15 protein-coding genes are annotated in these 18350 nt (G+C 38.7%); 1 reads left to right on the top strand and 14 read right to left on the bottom strand.

What is annotated here, in order from left to right; translation table 11 throughout:
• Positions 1-178 precede the first annotated feature (178 nt).
• The 11 genes from ACFPRA_RS12705 to ACFPRA_RS12755 all read right to left on the bottom strand — a co-directional run bounded on the left by ACFPRA_RS12705 (position 179) and on the right by ACFPRA_RS12755 (position 12713).
• Positions 179-2344: an arylsulfatase gene (locus ACFPRA_RS12705; RefSeq protein ID WP_381435129.1), complete on the bottom strand. Its 2166-nt coding sequence runs from the start codon at positions 2342-2344 to the stop codon at positions 179-181.
• A 51-nt stretch (positions 2345-2395) separates the two neighbouring features.
• Complete coding sequence (locus ACFPRA_RS12710; protein ID WP_381435132.1) at positions 2396-2887, bottom strand: VOC family protein; 492 nt, start codon at positions 2885-2887, stop codon at positions 2396-2398.
• A 537-nt stretch (positions 2888-3424) separates the two neighbouring features.
• Positions 3425-4009: a UbiX family flavin prenyltransferase gene (locus ACFPRA_RS12715; RefSeq protein ID WP_239390734.1), complete on the bottom strand. Its 585-nt coding sequence runs from the start codon at positions 4007-4009 to the stop codon at positions 3425-3427.
• 39 nt (positions 4010-4048) lie between these two features.
• Positions 4049-5485, bottom strand: a complete 1437-nt coding sequence (locus tag ACFPRA_RS12720) for a UbiD family decarboxylase (RefSeq protein ID WP_381435134.1) — start codon at positions 5483-5485, stop codon at positions 4049-4051.
• Between the two features lie 89 nt (positions 5486-5574).
• Positions 5575-6864 (bottom strand): TRAP transporter large permease, encoded by a 1290-nt coding sequence (locus tag ACFPRA_RS12725; RefSeq protein WP_381435137.1) that lies wholly within the window; start codon positions 6862-6864, stop codon positions 5575-5577.
• Positions 6861-7388: a TRAP transporter small permease gene (locus tag ACFPRA_RS12730; RefSeq protein WP_381435139.1), complete on the bottom strand. Its 528-nt coding sequence runs from the start codon at positions 7386-7388 to the stop codon at positions 6861-6863. Before ACFPRA_RS12730 ends, ACFPRA_RS12725 begins: the two co-directional genes overlap by 4 nt.
• A gap of 60 nt (positions 7389-7448) precedes the next feature.
• Positions 7449-8489 carry a TRAP transporter substrate-binding protein gene (locus tag ACFPRA_RS12735; RefSeq protein ID WP_381435142.1) on the bottom strand — a complete coding sequence of 347 codons (1041 nt, stop codon included), beginning with the start codon at positions 8487-8489 and terminating at the stop codon, positions 7449-7451.
• A 229-nt stretch (positions 8490-8718) separates the two neighbouring features.
• Positions 8719-9021 carry a hypothetical protein gene (locus ACFPRA_RS12740; RefSeq protein ID WP_381435144.1) on the bottom strand — a complete coding sequence of 101 codons (303 nt, stop codon included), beginning with the start codon at positions 9019-9021 and terminating at the stop codon, positions 8719-8721.
• Positions 9022-9102: 81 nt separating this feature from the next.
• Entirely contained in the window at positions 9103-9894 is a 792-nt protein-coding gene (locus tag ACFPRA_RS12745) for an SDR family NAD(P)-dependent oxidoreductase (protein WP_381435147.1), read from the bottom strand.
• A 119-nt stretch (positions 9895-10013) separates the two neighbouring features.
• Positions 10014-11258 (bottom strand): acyl-CoA dehydrogenase family protein, encoded by a 1245-nt coding sequence (locus tag ACFPRA_RS12750; protein ID WP_381435149.1) that lies wholly within the window; start codon positions 11256-11258, stop codon positions 10014-10016.
• Between the two features lie 852 nt (positions 11259-12110).
• Positions 12111-12713, bottom strand: coding sequence for a Crp/Fnr family transcriptional regulator (locus ACFPRA_RS12755; RefSeq protein WP_381435152.1), 603 nt, complete (start codon positions 12711-12713; stop codon positions 12111-12113).
• A gap of 307 nt (positions 12714-13020) precedes the next feature.
• Between ACFPRA_RS12755 and ACFPRA_RS12760 the strand changes: the two genes are divergently transcribed.
• Positions 13021-13665 (top strand): Crp/Fnr family transcriptional regulator, encoded by a 645-nt coding sequence (locus ACFPRA_RS12760; protein WP_381435154.1) that lies wholly within the window; start codon positions 13021-13023, stop codon positions 13663-13665.
• Positions 13666-14058: 393 nt separating this feature from the next.
• Here ACFPRA_RS12760 and ACFPRA_RS12765 read toward each other — a convergent pair whose 3' ends face one another.
• From ACFPRA_RS12765 to ACFPRA_RS12775, 3 genes are all read right to left on the bottom strand, one after another.
• Positions 14059-14823 carry an arylamine N-acetyltransferase family protein gene (locus ACFPRA_RS12765; RefSeq protein ID WP_381435157.1) on the bottom strand — a complete coding sequence of 255 codons (765 nt, stop codon included), beginning with the start codon at positions 14821-14823 and terminating at the stop codon, positions 14059-14061.
• An 803-nt stretch (positions 14824-15626) separates the two neighbouring features.
• Positions 15627-17249, bottom strand: a complete 1623-nt coding sequence (locus ACFPRA_RS12770; RefSeq protein ID WP_381435160.1) for an ABC transporter substrate-binding protein — start codon at positions 17247-17249, stop codon at positions 15627-15629.
• Positions 17250-17379: 130 nt separating this feature from the next.
• The gene (locus tag ACFPRA_RS12775) at positions 17380-18309 is read right to left on the bottom strand and encodes an AEC family transporter (protein ID WP_381435638.1); all 930 of its coding nucleotides are present in this window, start codon (positions 18307-18309) and stop codon (positions 17380-17382) included.
• Positions 18310-18350: the final 41 nt, after the last annotated feature.

Below are 18350 nucleotides of genomic sequence, written 5' to 3' on the forward strand. Positions count from 1 at the left end.
TCCATTTTTTTCGTTAATTTTATCCTTCTAAGTAAAAACTTATCAGAAATTTGAGATTCTAATTGTTAAGGTTTTAACACTACTTGAATTTTTCAACTTGGCTGAACGATTGATTTTTTAGTTTTGTAGAGAAAATACCATTCTCCTAAATAAGTCAAGAAGAATGGTTAAATAGCTTCTATACTCTAGCTACCTCTTTCTTTTGACTAACAACCTTGTTCTCCACTCCATCATACAATTCATAAACCACTTTCATTACTTTACCAGTAAAAGGGAATCCTTGATCACAATATAAATCGTTTACTTGGGACATGCCATCCCTGCCGACGTCTAAGCCTCCATGTGCTAGACGATAGGGGAGTGTTTGATCAATCGGTGCTTCTCCTACCTTATTTCCATCTATCGATAGAATTCCAGTTCCAACACCATTGCCCATGTGCTTGAATTCAAACCTGACTGTAGTCTTACCTACAGGTACTGAACAGTTCGATTCAACCTTATAAACAGTACCTACATAGTTATATTCAAATACCAATCGGTTATCTTTTATATAAATGATATAACCACTATCATGATCTCCGTGCGCTACAAGGGCACCTTCAGAAGTTACGTCGGCTCTTTCGATTGGAATAGTGATTGTATAGGATTTATTCGTTATTTGTGGTGCTGCAAAGGTACCTAAATGGGCCATTCCCGGATAATAAGTAAATGTATCCCGAGCCGTAACCGAATCTGGCGGAACAAAGGAAGATAGTTCAACAGTCTTATCATTCAACGGCAAGACGTTGTATTTCCCTGCTTCAACCAGCCAAAGCTCCTGAAGTTCCTGAAGTTTTTCTAGATGTGTCCCTGCCAAATCATTAGCTTCGGCAAAGTCTTCCGTAAGGTCATACAACTCCCAGACATCCTCCTCAAAAGGGACCCCCTTCTTATGGTGGGTAACAGCTTTCCAGCCCTCGTGAACGATAGCACGGTGTCCAAACATTTCAAAGTATTGTGTACTTCGCTGGGACGGCCGATTTGCTTCTTCAAATGAATACCTCATGCTTGTCCCATGCATCGACATTTGGGGGACTCCATTAAAAACGTTTGGTACATCAAGTTGAAGAATATCTAAAACAGTAGGGGTGACATCTATGGCATGGTGAAACTGCGTTCGAATAGCTCCCTTTTCCTTAATTCCATTTGGCCAATGCATTATAAATGGAACCCGGGTTCCACCAAAGTGCGTTGTCTGCTTATACTGCCTAAACGGTGTGTTTCCAACCTGGGCCCAGCCTTTTGGATAATTCGTACCAGCCCTCGGACCGCCCATTTCGTCAACCCTTCGCAGTAGCTCTTCCACTTCTTCTTCCATACCATTGAAGAACATAGACTGATTGACAGATCCATTAAACCCACCTTCCTGGCTGGCTCCATTATCGGACAGAAAGACAATTACCGTATCATCCAATTTTCCTATTTTTTCCAAAAAGTCTATAAATCGCCCAATCTGTGCATCCGTATGAGTGAGAAATCCTGAATACACTTCTTGGAACTTAGTGAATACAGTTTTCTCTTCTTCGGATAACTCATTCCACGCCTTCACTCCGTTATTCCGCGGCGTAAGCGGGGTTGTCTCTGGAATAATCCCCAAGTCCTTTTGCCGTTGCAATCTCTGTTCCCGAATAGTATCCCAGCCACTATCAAAGACTCCTTTGTACATATCAATGTACTCCTGCGGGGCTTGATGCGGTGCATGCTGGGCTCCGAATGCCAAGTATAAAAAGAAAGGCTTATCCGGGGTGACAGATACCTGATCCGTTACAAATTGAGCTGCCATATCTACCAGATCTTCGGATAAATGATAGTTTTCTTTTTCAGGTTGATCAATCATGTGGTTATCATACGTAAGCTCCGGGTAAAATTGATTCGTTTCTGGCCCTAAAAATCCATAGTAGCGCTCGAACCCTTTAGCTAATGGCCAGTTTTCAAACGGCCCAGCAGGTGTTAATTGATGAATCGGGGCCAAATGCCACTTTCCGGAAGCCATTGTACTGTACCCATTCTCTTTGAGTACCTCGGCGACTGTTGCTGCCGAAGGTGAGATTCTTCCCCTAATACTTGGATGATCAGGTCCCAAGTCAAAGTCGGCTACAGACCCCATCCCAACGGAGTGGCAATTCCTTCCTGTCAGCAAAGAAGCACGGGTCGGCGAACATAAAGGGGTCACATTAAAGTTGTTATACCGAAGCCCGTTCCCTGCAAGTCGATCTAAATTCGGTGTTTTGATTTCTGACCCGTAACATCCAAGGTCGGAAAAACCAACATCGTCCAAAACAATATAAACAATATTTGGTTTCATATATTTTCCTCCCAAAAAAGATATTTTCGTTACTTTTCAAACTGTATATAACTAGCCTAAATTACTGTACATTCTTTCAACGCTGTGCGTATATATCTCTATTAAGTTTCCATCAGGATCTTCACAATAGGCCATTTTGTACTCGGTTCCTGGTACAGAAGGCCAGATTTCACTCCTCTGTTTCCCTCCATTTGTAACGATCCTGTCAATCGCTTCTTCAATGTTTGGATCAATAATAGATAAATGGAAGAAACCGCCCTGCCAATAGTCATGGGAGGAATAACGTTTCGATTCCGGCTCAATAAATTGGAATAATTCTAAGCCTACTCCTCCGGAAGCGCTTAAATGTGCGATTTTCACTTCTTTAATTTGCTCTCCCAACAAATCTGTTAAAACATCTCCCATTGCTGATCCATCCGCTTTAAATGTTACTGGCGGTGCAATTAGGAAAAACCCAAATACTCGCTCATACCAACTGATTGCTGCTTCCATGTCGGTTACATTGAGTCCGACATGAGAGATAGCTCTAGGAATTACTTTCATGGTCTCTTCCTCCCTTATTTAGAACTTTTTCAGAAATAATGAGTTCATAAAACATCAATAAACAATACATTTTTCATGTCGCCATCCTTTCGTCTGCACCCTCTCGATTCTCCTTTAATATAACGAATTTAAATTATTTGAATCGTTAAGATTTTAACGAAATTTGCTTTATTTTATTTTCAGGAAACTTTAGTCGAAGTCTTTTATCGGGATTTCTAACTAAACTAATCAAACTTTTCGTGACTATAGGCCCACATTCAAACATTAAAATGAATGATTTAGTAATAACAACTATCAACCCAACTTATAAACGCACATTCTTGTCCTATAGAAAACTAATCAGCACGAACATCCGCTACTTTGATACCTAGTCCTACTCCGCCCGATTTTTGTATTATAGCTAAATACAAAAAAGTCCAATTTCTCAACTTTTAATTTGAGAAATTGGACTTTCTTCGTTACTACGGAAAATTAAATAACAGTATTGTAAAGTGATACTGTATGAACATCTCTCGTCCGCAATGAGATTAAAATTACTTATACCCTTTGCTTTTTCGGTGATACCCCCCACCGTTTTATCCAATCAGGCGATAGGTCAAATTGGTCTAATACACGTCCGATAGTTTGATCAACAATATCGTCTATCGTTTGAGGTTTATTGTAAAAAGCCGGTACTGGCGGAAAAATAACCGCTCCGGCCTGTGCTGCCGTTTCCATATTACGGATATGAATTAAATTTAACGGCGATTCCCTAGCCATTAAAATTAGTTTTTTTCTTTCTTTCAACATTACATCAGCAGACCTCGTTATTAGGTTGGAAGTCACACCCGTAGCAATCTCTGCTAATGATTTCATACTACAAGGTGCAATGATCATTCCGTCCACACGAAATGAGCCTGATGAAATTGAAGCCGCTAGATTATCATTTTCATGATATACAGTAGCCATCTTTTTCACTTCAGCCAAACTATAGGGCGTCTCCACGCGCATGGTCGTTTCTCCCCATTTGCTAATGATCAAATGAGTTTCGACTTCCAATTCTTTCAGTTTCTCTAACAACCGAATACCATATATGGAACCAGAACCTCCAGTAATCCCAATAACAATGCGCTTTTCTACCATAACATCTCCTCTTTTTCATAATTATTTATTCCTCATGTCTTATGCTTCAATATCGTAATCTTGCAGTTTGACCTGTTGCATATCTAGACGTTGAAATGCCCATGGTCGTGGATATGGAGCTGTTGCATCAATTCCTATTTTCGTTCCAACTCCATCATCAGTAATTGGATTTAGCTCATGACCTCTGGCGTCCGGAATAAGAATCATATCCCGTTCTGGATCATGACGCGTAGCCAAAGCCCACTCAATATCCTCAGGGTTATAGATATCAACGTCTTCATCTACGACGGTAACACGCCGTAATGGTGGAAATGCAGCTAACGTCGCCATAATTGCATTTTTTTGAACCCCTTCACTGCTTTTCTTAATTTGAACGTTTGCATGATAAAACCCGCACCCACCATAGGATAAATGAACATCCTGTACATCAGGAACCATACTCGACACTTTTTGGTATACACTCGCTTCGGCCATTAGACCGACTGCATTATAAACCTCTTTTCCCGGCATTATCGTGTGAAAGATCGGTTTTTTTCTTCGCGTTACAGCTTTGATATTCACAACCCATCGTTCGCCTGCGGCAGCATAATAGCCAGTAACTTCAGCAGCTGGTCCTTCATTCTCTCGAATATGAGGTAATATTTCCCCTTCTATTACATATTGGGCATCTGCAATACCTTCAACATCAACCGTTTGTGAACGAATCAATTTCAATGGCTCCCCCAATAATTCTGATGCAACCCCTAATTCATCAGCATCTAAAGGGGCAGCACTACTTGGTGTAGTGGAAGCAAAATGAACAGCAAGGCCCACACCATTATTAATCGTAATTTCTAATGGTTTCCCTACTTTTTCAGCTCGTTCATAATAATCCCGTAAATGTCTTCCCATGTCCATGAGCATCGTCAGCCTATTTGGACCCGTAACCATCATTCGTTGAATGGAAGCATTTCGCACTCCAGTCTCCGGATCTTTAGCAATGAGCACACATGAGTCCAGATAAGGTCCGCCATCCTGAAGCCCATGCGTGGGAATAGGAATATCCTTCAATAAGTCATCTTGAGTGTCTACAATTATTTCGTTTGCTGGCCCTTTGTCAATGACTTCAGGGTCTATCGGATTTTTACTCCACTTTTGGATTGCATCTGCAGTCAGGAATGGTAGCTGTCTTTCTTCTACATTGAAAATTTCGGCAATGACCTTCCGGTTCCAATATAATCCTGTTACTAATGGAACATTCGAATTATGAAGCTTTTCAAAAAGAACAGCTTTTCCCCCATGAAATTTCGCTGCGATTCCTGCCATTTCATGTTTCATCTGAACGTCAGATTTTACGCGTACGAGCATGTCCTTTTTTTTCAGCAGCTCGATAATACCTTGTAAATCCGCAACATTTCTTTTTGCTAAATCGGATTGGTAGATTAGGTCATTGTCTTTCCTTGATACCTCTGTATCTTTTTCTATAATTTTTGTCATTTCAGCCACCCCTATAACTTATATTACATTTCGCTTGTAAAACCATTTTCAACCAAGATTAAAAAATTATAAGAAAGCCTAGAACGGAGTTACAATACAAAAAGTACGATTTGAGGGAATATTGTTAATATAGCGACACAAATTACGTAAGCGACTACATACGGAACAATACCCATAAATATCTTTTCTACTGGTACATCCTTTCTTAATCCTTTTACAACAAAAACATTTACTCCCACCGGAGGCGTGATGGCACCCATACTCGTCACCATACATAAAATAACAGCAAACCAAACTGGGTCATATCCCAAAGTCATCGCCACAGGATAAAAGATAGGCAGTGAGATGATTAGGAAGCCCATTGCATCCATTAGCGCTCCACCAATCAGGTAGATGAATAGGATTGCTACCAGTATGAAGACCGATGCAACATTTAACGATCCGACCCAATCAGCAACATTATAAGGTAATCGGGTTATTGTTAGGAAACGTCCAAAAAGCATCGCCCCTACGATTAACATCATCACCATCGCTGAGGATCGTAATGTACTCGATGTCGCAACAACCAAGTTCTTCCATGTTAACTTACGCATGACCAAGGCGATGATTAACGCTCCAAACGCTCCGAATGCACCCGATTCAGTTGGCGTGAACCAACCAATAAATAAACCGCCTATTACAAAAACAAATAGAAGTAAAATTGGGATTACACCTGTTAATGACAGAAACCTCTCCTTGAGGGAGGCTTTAGGACCCGCCGGCCCAAGTTCAGGGTTTCTTTGACAAATGTAAATAACTGTAAGAAGAAATAAAACAGTTAACAAAATACCCGGTATTACACTCGCTAAAAAAAGATCTTTAATCGATTGTTCAGTTTGTAGGGCAATGACAATTAATACGGTACTCGGTGGAATAATAATTCCTAATGTTCCTCCGCCGGCCACACTTCCCGTACTTAACTTGTCATCGTATTTATATTTTTTCAATTCAGGTAATGCCATCGTTCCCATTGTGGCTGCTGTAGCTGAATTCGAACCAGAAATTGCCGCAAACCCTGCGCTTGCGACGATAGTTGTAGATGCCATTCCGCCCTTAAAATGTCCAACCCACTTATAAGCCGATTGAAACAGTTTCTCGGTTATCCCAGTTCGAAAGACAATTTCCCCCATAAGAATAAAGAGTGGAATAACGCTTAAACTATAGCTAGAAAGCTGAATCCACAAATCTGCCGTCAGTACACCGATCGCGGCTTTTGATGAAGTCATCATGTACAATCCGATAAACCCAACGACAAACATAGAAAAACTAATCGGCATTTTTAAGAGCATTAATACAAAAAGTAGAACAATCCCTAAAATTGCAATTAATGTGGGACTCATTCAGAATCCCCCTTTTTTAGATCCTTGATTAAATCAACAACTAGTGCAAATAGTAATCCGAAAAAACCTATTGATAACATAGTAACGAATGGATAATATGCAATAGCTAAAGATTCCGATACGAGATCACTTTCTTTTATGTTTAAGGAGTATAAAAACAAGCAGTAAAAGACAACTGTGAAAAACACGATATTTATTAAATTCACTATAATATTGACTACGGCTTGTATTTTCAATGGACACTTTTCCATTAATATATCCAGAACGACATGTCCTTTATGTCTTTGTGTATGTCCAACAGCAAATGCCGTTGTAAGGGCGGCAAGCCACCCTACAACTTCAACCGTTCCTATAAAAGGAACATAAAATTTTCTAATGATTGAATTTCCTACTATCAAAATCATCATAGAAAACAGTGATATACCGGCCATCGTTGCTAAAAAATTGTTTAGATATAAATCGAATTTGTCCAACTTCTCGACTACCGTTAGTCTTTTAGTAGGTACTTTAGCTACTGCTTCCATTTATAAACACTCCTTTGTTCAATTCCTGCCAAGATTATATAAATATACAGTAGTGCAAGATTACTCGTTACTATACTTCTCAATTAGTTCAAAAAGTCTTACTTGATATTCCTTAGCGGGATAACCCTCTTTCTCCAACTTTTCGACATATTCGTTTTGTATTGGTGAAATTATTTCGTCCCATTTTTTCCGTTCTTCTTCTGATAAGGAGATTATTTTAGTACCATGCTCGGTTTGACTCCATTCAATCGATTCCTGAACATTTGTATCATGATACTCGCCAGTGAAAATTGCCATTTCTTCACCCAACTCATCAATGATTGCCTGCACATCTTCAGGAAGTGAGTCCCATGTCTCCTTATTCATAACCGCAACAAATGTATTGACATGTAAAGGATAGTCCGTAATATGTCCAATCATTTCACCTAGATGAAAGTCTTTTAACGTCTCTCGCGAAGTAATATAACCATCAATAACGCCGGTTTGTAGTGACTCTGGTACATCTGATTGAGACATACCAACAGGTGAAGCACCCAATTTCGTCGCAATATCACTTAACGATCCCGAAATCCTTAATCTTTGACCACGCATGTCATCGATTGTTTCAATTTTCTTTTTAGATTGGATATAAGACGGCTCCCCAGCAAATGCGGCAATAATCTTAAAATCATCAAAAGCTTCTGGCGGGTATTCTTGAATTAAATCATAAATTGCACGACTAGCTACGTAAGAATTCGGATAATCGGAAGGCAAATCAGAAATAGTTAATAAAGGAAACCGATTCGGTTCATAAGATGTTGCCGACATTCCAATATTGGCAATACCATCCCTCACTCCGTCGTACATATTAGATGCACCTAACAACGTTCCTCCCGCGAAGAGGTCTACCTTGACTTTTCCATCTGTACGTTCAGTTAATTCTTTTGCCCATTTTTCCATTTGAACGCCTGGAAATGTATTTTCAGGAGCAAAAAAAGCATAACTTAATTTAATTTCACCTGTGCCTCCATTCTTTTCAGAAGCATCAGTCTCCCCCCCACACCCCGCACAAATTAGACCTACAATTGTAATCAGAAGCAATAGATTATAGATTTTTTTCAACTGTTAGCCACCCCATAAACCTAGATTTTTTTAATTAAGATCAATCACGCCTCGGCGTGATTGCGTCCAGATTTTTAATCGAGCTTGCTCGATTAACTCCTTTCAAAATCTGTGACATCCGCCGGAGGCCTAACTTGAATCAGCAGGGAGTTTGAACTCCCTCTGATTGAAATGCATACTGGCATTCATCCCACCACTTATGGAAGTGGGGGACTTCTGCTGAATCAAGTTAAATTTCTTCAAAAGCAAAAATATTCAACTTTGAAGCAGAACCGTAAATACATGAATGCAAATCCTGCCAGAATGGTATCTGCTCTTCTAAACGAAAACTTTTCAGTCGATTAAAAAATTCATAGTTTGTAATAACAAAGTCTTCTACAAACAAGTTGGGTTGTTCAATTCCCTCATATACCGAAAAATTTTGTATCTGGAAATCTTTGTATTGGTCTGCGATCTGTTCTGCAAGTTTTAAATACTGTTTCCTTTTTTCAGGTATGACCTTATATTCTATGAAAACTTTAATTTTACTCAATTAAATCCCCCCAAAGTGAAAAGGAAGGAAGACCGCTTCTCTTTTGATTACGACTCTCCTTCCTGCTAACAATCATTGTCTTTATTGTGCCAAATATCCTCCATCTACATTTAAGGAAGCTCCTGTAACAAAGGATGATTCATCCGAAGCCAAGAATAAGATGGCATTCGCAATTTCTGATGGGTCTCCTGCTCTTCCCATCGGTTGAGCATTAGCAGCTCCAGCCCAAAATTCTTCCAGACTCAAAGCGCCTTGCGTATGCTCTTCCGTAATTTGATCCGTTTTCGTCGCACCTGGACAAACAGCATTTGCTCGAATACCTTCTTTTGCATACCGTGTCGCAAGCGATTTCGCCATTTGAACAGCACCTGCTTTTGTAATATTGTATAAAAAGGTGCTTTTACCCATCATTTCCTGTCCAACAAACGAGGAAATAGAACCAAGGTTAATAATTGATCCTTTCTTTTGTTTCACCATATGGGGAATTACTGCTCTTGCACATAAATACATACTTTTCAAGTTAATTGAAACGCAGCGATCAAAATCATCTGGCGTTACATCTTCAATATCTTCGATATAATGGATGCCCGCATTATTAACAAGAATATCAATTTTCCCATGTTGTTTGATAGCTGCAGTAATTAGTTGATTTACGGTTTCTTCTTTAGAGATATCACCTGCAATAATAATATGATTCTCTCTATTTTCGATTTCTTCCAGTAAATTTTCTAAGCGATTTCCATGTAAGTCATTTAAAACGAGCAAAGCACCTTGTTCTGCAAAGTTCTTTGCTGTTGCTTTTCCAATTCCGCTACCCGCTCCAGTAATAATGGCAACCTTACCTACTAAACGTTTGTACGCATCGTTAGTCAATCTGTTCACTCCATATCAATTTTTTAAAATTAATCCAAGGGAAATTAACTTACTTTTTTGCTCTCCTTACCTTTTCACTGATGTTATTAATCACATATCCCTATTGCTTCTTACTGTATTTAAATAAGAACTGCAGGTGCAACTAAGGTTTCTGTAGACTTTAACGGTGGAAGTACATCCGCCGGATTAAGTCCCATCGTCAATAATCCAGCTTGATCGGCTGCTGCATCCACGTTGGGTGGCATGATTGGTGCTGTAGCCGCATCTCTTATCATTCTTTCTAACGGTACTTTCTTCATTAGACCAGATGCTCCACATGCGATGGTTGCTGATTTTGCAGTATTGGCTACAGCTTGTCCAATTGTGTTTTTTGCTCGGATAAATGCATAAAATGTTTCAATTCCTGCTCCGTGTGTGTCACTATGCCACGCCGCATATTTCATCGCTAACTCTGCTGCATGTAATTCCGAGGCTATATTTCCAATTCTGCGTCTAATATCAGGGTGATATGCTTGAGGCTGAGCGTATCCCTTCGCCAATCGACTAGTCAGGAAATCAGAAGCAAAATTCAAAATTCCTACACCGATCCCTAAGTAAACAGCGGCAAAACCACCAAATGACCAATTTGCACCTCTAATAATGAAATCGTTCAAAAACTCATCTGTTTGATGGAGCATCAGTTCGTCAGGAACGAAGGTACCATCATATTCAACTGTATTACTTCTGGTTGCTCTCATCCCATGCATATCCCAAACGTCATGAATCGTTACGCCCTCTGCCTTTCCTTTATCAATGGGGACTAAAAAGCCGATGCTCGCTTGTAGATTCGGATCTCCCTCTGGGTGTGCATATAAGAAAACGTAATCACTTGATTCAACCATCGAGCAAAATGCTTTCTTTCCATGAAGTGTATAACCCCCTTCTACTTTTCTGGCTTCTAATGATGGTGTATACGCGCTTGCCAATAGACTCGATGAGTTAGGTTCAGATACGGATGTACACATTAGCTTGCCATCTTCAATAGCTAGTTTTGCAATCTTCTTCTTTGTGCTTGTAGAAATATCAGGGTGTTGCATAATTGTTCCAGTTGCATTCGCATGCATATTGTATGAGTTTGCTGTAGAAGCACATCCCTGTGCAAGTTCAATTATAAAAGCTGAGTATCCTAAAAATCCGACGCCTAGACCGCCATACTCTTTCGGAATGGCAATACCAAACAGGCCGGCATCTTTTAATTTTTCATAGTTCTCTTCTGGAGCTGAACGATCCCGATCATGTTCGGCTGCTCTCGTTGCAAAATCTCGTGCCAACTCCTTACCAATATTAACCACTCTCTGTTGCTCTGCATTCAGTTCAATATTCATCATTACTCCTCCTTATTTTTAAATTAGCTACAAGTCAAGATTAAAATTATCTTTCAACTTTCGAATCATATCTTTCTCAACAACAAATTAGTATTGAATATTAATGAAAGCGTTTTCAATACTACTTGTAGAATGTTCCCAATTTAATGAAACAGTAGGTCTTGATGAGGTATAAACTTAAGCGTTACATTAAACTGTTAGCATCACTTTACAATATTGTCTGAACGTTTATTTACTATCACCTCCTGTAAATGTTTTAAGTATAGATAAATTCTAATTGTAATCACCTATATAAACTATTAACCCATTAACATGTTTTTCGCATTTCCATCTATTCTAATTTTTCTAACTACAAATTCAGACATCTCGAAATATTACCATAAAAACTTTTACAAAAAGTTCAGTCTAAAATTAAGCTTACAAAATACGCCTGCCGACATTTTTTGTTAATATTTATTAAAGTCTATGGATTGGAATTATGTACTGATCGAACGGATAGCTAAAAATATAAACAAAAAAGCGACATACCGCTTAACATTAAACGACATGCCACCTTTGTTAGAGTCAATACTATTTCAATAATTGTTGAGTAAATTATTTTTCCACCGACAGACTCACCATAAGATTTATAACACTTTCTTCCGGAATATTAAACTCTCGACAAAAGCGTTGCTCTGGATTGCAGTAACCTCTATCTGAGATTCTCAAATCAACAGTAGGTAATAGACTCACTCTGATTTCGAGTCATTTTTTACTCATTCCAATAGCTATAAAGGCATGCACTTCTGTTGAGTCAACTTGTCATTTAGGTAATTTTAAAAAATGTTAAATTACTTAAAGAACACCATTATTTTAGAGAGCGCTTACATATTTCTGTAATGTTTCTCGACATTGGATAAAAAATCCACCCTTTGTCTTTGATATAAGCTTTTTTTCCATCCAAATCTTCATGATCTTGTAAACAGTAATCCGGGTCAATCCTGTATAGTTGGATAATTGCTGTTGATTAAGAGGGATTTCACAACTATTGTATTTGCGACTTATCTCCAAAAGAGAATTTGCCAATTGCTCTTCTACAGAAAGAGATTTATGTTGAATAATACCTCCGAGCAGTTTTAATTTGTCGATCATTGAATTATAAAAAAGAGAACGGATTGCTTCATCGCCCATAACAAGATCTTGAAATTGTCGATCGGTGAAAGAATAGATAACAGAATTCTCCAAAGCTACCGCCGAATTTATATACGTTTTTTTTCCCATAGAGTGTTCTCCAAATATTTGGCCACAATCTTGAATCTCAAGAATCCTTTCTCTTTCATCAAAAACTTTCATACTGATTTTTATTTTACCGTCAAACAATAAGTAGAAACCATCTCCCTTTTGTCCTTGCTCATAGATGACTGTATTCTTTTTTACAAATATTCTTCTAGCCTCTTTTACATTTAACTGTGCCATGGAAATCCTCCTATCATTATTATATTTCATTATAAGAAATCAAAACACTTTTTCAACATTATTTCAATTTGAATATTAAAACTATTTTAAATCCATTTTAGTATACTCCTCCAATGTTTTAAGCTACTCTTATTTTAAGCAATTAGAATATAGATATTCCCTGTTAACATAATAGAACGTTATCCTAATTCCTGCTATTGAAATTATCAGTATTATCAAATAAAATGTTGAAAAGTGCTCTGATAGTTAATTGCTTAAATTACATCTATACGAATTGTTAATTAATTTATTGTAGAGGTGATAGGAAATGGGTGACACAAATCATGCATGGGAAACTTTCATAGCAAAAGGGTATGGAAAACAAATGATTTTCAAAAAAAAGACTTTCTTGTATCATCAAGGTGAAATCGGAAACGGATTTTACTACCTGAAAAAAGGAATTGTAAAAATCAGCTTATTATCCAAGGAGGGAAGCGAAAGAGATATCGATTACGTAACACCCGGGAATTTACTAGGTGAACAAGGTTTTAATAATGGTCCCTATTTTACAACGGCTACTATTACAGTACCGTCTACACTTTACTTTTTTTCGAAACTAGAATTCGATCGACTATGCGGGGAAATACCTGAAGCTGCAAACATCTTTATGGACTCTTTAATTAATAAAATCCGATTATTGGCAGATGCCACGACTATTTTAAATGCCCCCGCCGAATATCGGCTTGCCCATTTTTTATATAAGCTTTACAAACAGGAAAATGAGCCTTCTCTATCGATTAACCAGGTCGCCTTAGCTAGATTTATAGGCACGTCACGAATTACCGTGTACAAGATACTAAATGAGTGGAAAGATGAAGGATTGATTGAACATCACAAAGGCAATCTACATTTATTGGATGTGAATAAGCTTAAAAGCATTTTTGAAAGTGCAATTCACCATCCAATCTCCTAGACATTTTTTCTAGAGCTAACGAAAGTGTAGGTCAATCCTCGCTTAGGTTAGCTCTAGAAATAGTTCGTGAATGATTATAATAAGTAGTTTTGATAATTAGATTGAATCTAATCATAATCGTTAAATTTACTGCTCTCTCATTTCAAGGGTTTGTTTTTTCCTTAACGGATTCGGAATCCTATTGCTACCTTTGGTACTTGCCTTGTCCAAGTCCCTTTCACTATGTTTACTGTATATAAAAAAACTTCCATTCTAAGCGTAATACCCCTTACCATTTTCCAAATTTCGATTGACCCAAAAGACTTTTATTAATAATATATCAATAATTTGCAAGGAATTCTGTTGAATTATTAGCAACCAAAGTACAAAATTGACCTCAAAGAGTAAGAGATTTTACATAGGGATACTTATTTGAAAATGCTGATGTGCTTTTTCAACAATCTCATGGGGTGCTAGTTTTTCTTTTATTGTTTCCCTTCCTTTAACGATAATTAATGTATCCCCAAGCAAGGTGATACGACCATCGTCCATTACCCTAGAAAAGAAATATTTCTTATTGAACTTGGATTGAACGGATGTCTCCGTAAGCACACAAACTGAATGAACTTGATCGAACGTCCAATTATGCAAGGGTGTTTCAAATCGATATAAGATTTCCCAACCCTCAACGCCTTCTTTTTGCAAATAGAAGCATTTTTTCTCTTTGTCTTTTTCCACTCTGTACTTCCCGTCAGTATCAATTATTTCTTGTCCACTCATAGGTACTGGTATTCTAGGGCATTTCCCCCCAAAACCTACATCTACAAGATAATCCCTGTTCCCTAAGGGTACAATTAAGAATAAGTGTGCATCTTCCATCGCCCATAATCCATCACCAATATAAACAGTGCCCGCCATCAGATGAGGTTTGAATCCAAGCTCCATTAACAAATGATAAAACAAACCATTTAATTCATAACAAACCCCACCACGTTGTTCGAGAACAATTTTTTTATAGATATCTGCTTTAGCTAAGGAAAGAGGTTTTTTATTGATGATATCTAGATTCTCAAAATGCACGTTAAGAACATGACTTTTTTGTAGATGGGCTAAATACTCAATAGTTAACTCATTTTTCTGCATAGCTTGAATGCGTTCCATATATTTTATAATTTCCATATTAATCACCTGCTAATTTTTATAATATTTAACCCTACAAATAAAATAGACATAAAACCTTCATTTCTCCTGTTCAACAATATGCCCTAAGTCTACCAAATAATACTTTCTCTTTTTACTAGTTTTTTCACAATGTGAAATAGATCGAATTTTTAATGTAGATCGAATCACTAGTGCCACATAAATATCAATTACACCTCGGCATAATTGCATCCAGATTTTTTCGAGCTCGCTCGCATCTACCTCCGGACGCCAGGAGCTCGGGTCATAAGTCAAAGTTGCTCTGTGGCAAAAAGCGCCACGCCGCATCTTCGCCTTATGCCTGTAGCACCACCTATGCAGGCGCCCTCCGCTTTTGGGAGAAAAGCCCCTCTAAAAAATCTATGACATCCGCGGGCCTGCACGATGCAGGTCATGCAACCGTTGCCAATCGGACAGCGAAGGGTTCGATTGGCCGTATTTCTGTGTTCTTTGCAGAAATTAAGGCACTTTCCTTCAGGACGCGGCGAACTCTTAGGTTGCCTTCCATTCTTCGTTCAGCTAGCGTTTGAAACACCCGCTGAACAGGAAAACAATACCGCATTTATCTCACCACCTATAGAGGTGAGAGTCTTCTGTAGCTGACGCTTCGCATTCAGTACAATAACATTTGCTGAATGAAGATAAACTGAATTCCAATTATAAAATGATTTTTTCTTCAATCTATTGACAGCTAACATTCCTTTTAATGATTATAAAAAAACAAGAGCAGAACCAGTCTTAAGTTGGTTCTGCTCTTGTTCAATATTTCCGCTTCTACCTTATCATTCACTCAAATAAATCGTCGCATAGTCATCGATTTCCATCGGATGGGCCACGAAACCTTCTACATAACTTGCAAGACCAATCGGTGGTGTCGTATGGGCGATGTTTACCCATGGAGCATCTTCATGGAAAATTTCTTGTGCTTTTTTATACAACTCAATGCGGTCTTCTTGTTCGAATGTCACACGTGCTCGTTGCAATAAAGATGTAAATTCTTCATTTACATAAAAAGCACGGTTGCTTGCCGGTTTTTCCGTATTAGTACTACTTAGGTTCGGGTATAGGAAATTGTCCGGATCCGCCATTACACCTGTCCAACCGAACATCGCCATCGAATGTTCTCCGTTACCTGTTTTCTCTAAATATGTTGCCCATTCGAATGATTTGATTTCGGCTTCAATCCCGATTGCCGCTAAGTTGGCTTGGATCACTTCTGCCGATTTCATAGGCTGTGGCATATAGGGACGTGGATTACTCATTGTCCAAATTTCCGTTTTAAATCCATCTGGATAGCCGGCTTCCGCTAGTAACTTCTTCGCTGCTTCAGGGTCGAAAGGATAGTCGACGATTTCGTCATTATACCCCCAAAGGGATGGTGGCATTGGATTTTTTGCGACGTCAGCATAGCCGTTATAAAACGCATCAACTAAACCTTTTTTATCGATTGCCATATTGATTGCTTGACGCACTTTCACATTATCGAAAGGCTCTTTTTGTGTATTGAAGACCATGAAACCATTGTTGAAGCTTGGTCTCTTTATCAGTTGTAAATCATTATTGGCTTCGACTGTATTGGCATCATCAGGGTTCATCCCGTCGATGATATCCGCTTCACCTGCCAATAACACATTGAGGCGTGCGGAGTTATCCGGGATAACCGTGAAAATGAGTTTATCCAAATAAGGCTGGCCTTCGACGTAGTAATTTTCATTCGCTTTCAGAACCACTTTTTCATTCTTTGCCCAGCTTTCGAATTCGAATGGGCCTGTGCCAACTGGATGCTCATAAAAGTTTTCATTGTATGTCTTGACCGCTTCCGGGCTTGCCATTCCAAACATTGGGATAGCTAGATAACTGATAAAAGGTGCGGTCTTCTCTTTCAATTTAATTTCAACCGTTGACTCGTCCACCGCTTTTACATACTCAATGAGATGATTGGGATCCCCTTTAAAACCGCCATAAAGAAATGGATAATAAGGGAAATCACCAATATGATATGGATTTTCAGTATCCATCCAGCGCTCGAAATTGAAAACGACGGCATCTGCATTGAAATCTGTCCCATCATGGAACTGGATGCCTTTTTTTAGATGGATTGTCCATGTTAACTCATCGTCCGCAATTTCGTACGACTCCGCTAATTTTGGTTGTAATTCCAAGTTCTCATCGTATTCAAACAACGTTTCAAAAATGGCATGCGTGACTCGGATCGATTCACCGTCTGTAATATTGATCGGATCGAGTCCAACCGAATCAGCTCCTCGCGCATAGACGAGCGTGCCGCCTTTTTTCGTTCCCTCTCCTTTTTCTTGCTCATCAGCAACGTTCTTATCGCCACCTGAACAAGCTGCAAGCAATAAGATGAATAGGAAACTTATTGTTAGCAATGCTTTTCTTCCCAAACTAATTCCTCCTTCACAATTGACAGAATAAACAATCACACATATGTATCTGCTGGTTCAAGTTTGAAGCATTTGTTTATTTTATATAACTTTAGAAAGGGCGTCAAGATGACCTCCCCTCTTCTTATTCTTATAAAAAGAGAATCGTAGATACATAGACGACCACTGTTACGGTCAAACTGCTTAAGATGGTTGTAAACAACACCGTTTGGGCGGCCAAATCTGGTTTGACATCATATTCCAATGCCAGTGTCGAACTATTTCTGGATGTGGGAAATGAACTGGCGATAAAGAGAGACTGTGCCACCACACCATCCAAGCCAAATAGATAGATGAAAAGCAAGGATACTGCTGGACCTATGACCAGCCTCCCGAAACTTGTTATGATGACCATTTTATTGATCATCGCCTTCAATTCGATTTGTGCCAATTGTGCACCTAATAATAGAAGGGCAATCGCTAAAAAGGCATCGGAAAGATGTTCAATCGGTAGCCAGATGAATGAAGGGATGGGGACATTGAAACCATTCAACAGACTGCCTAGGATCAGTGCATGAATGATGGGTAACCTTAGCAACTCCCGAAGAATTTCCAATCCCGATTTCGTTGCAGCGATTAAATTATATAAGCCATATGTATACGTCAACACGTTTTGAAAGATCATCACAATGATCTGAATGGAGATGCCCAATGGATTCGCATGGAAGATAAGCTGACTGACCGGAATCCCGTAATTCCCGGAGTTCATTAACGAAAATCCATTTTTAAAAGTAGCGGCATCGCCTTTTTCTAATTTCAATAGTTTGCAGACGAGCGCAGCCATGACGATTAATCCTAAAGAAAAGACGATCAAATAGCCAATGATCTGCATCAACACTTGCATTTCAATTTCCGTCTTGTACACATTAATAAAAACAGCAGCTGGCATTAGACAATACGTAATCAAATTGGAAATCGCCCTCAAATTGAATGCGAATTTCCTTTGCAAAGCTCCACCAATTACGATCAGAATTAAAATCGGCGTAATGATTTGTAAAAATATGAGTCCTAAAAATGTAATGATACTCACCCCCCGGACATGCAAAACCTGCTGTATTTATG

Source organism: Sporosarcina soli, assembly GCF_042655805.1.
Taxonomy (GTDB): Bacteria; Bacillota; Bacilli; order Bacillales_A; family Planococcaceae; genus Sporosarcina; species Sporosarcina soli.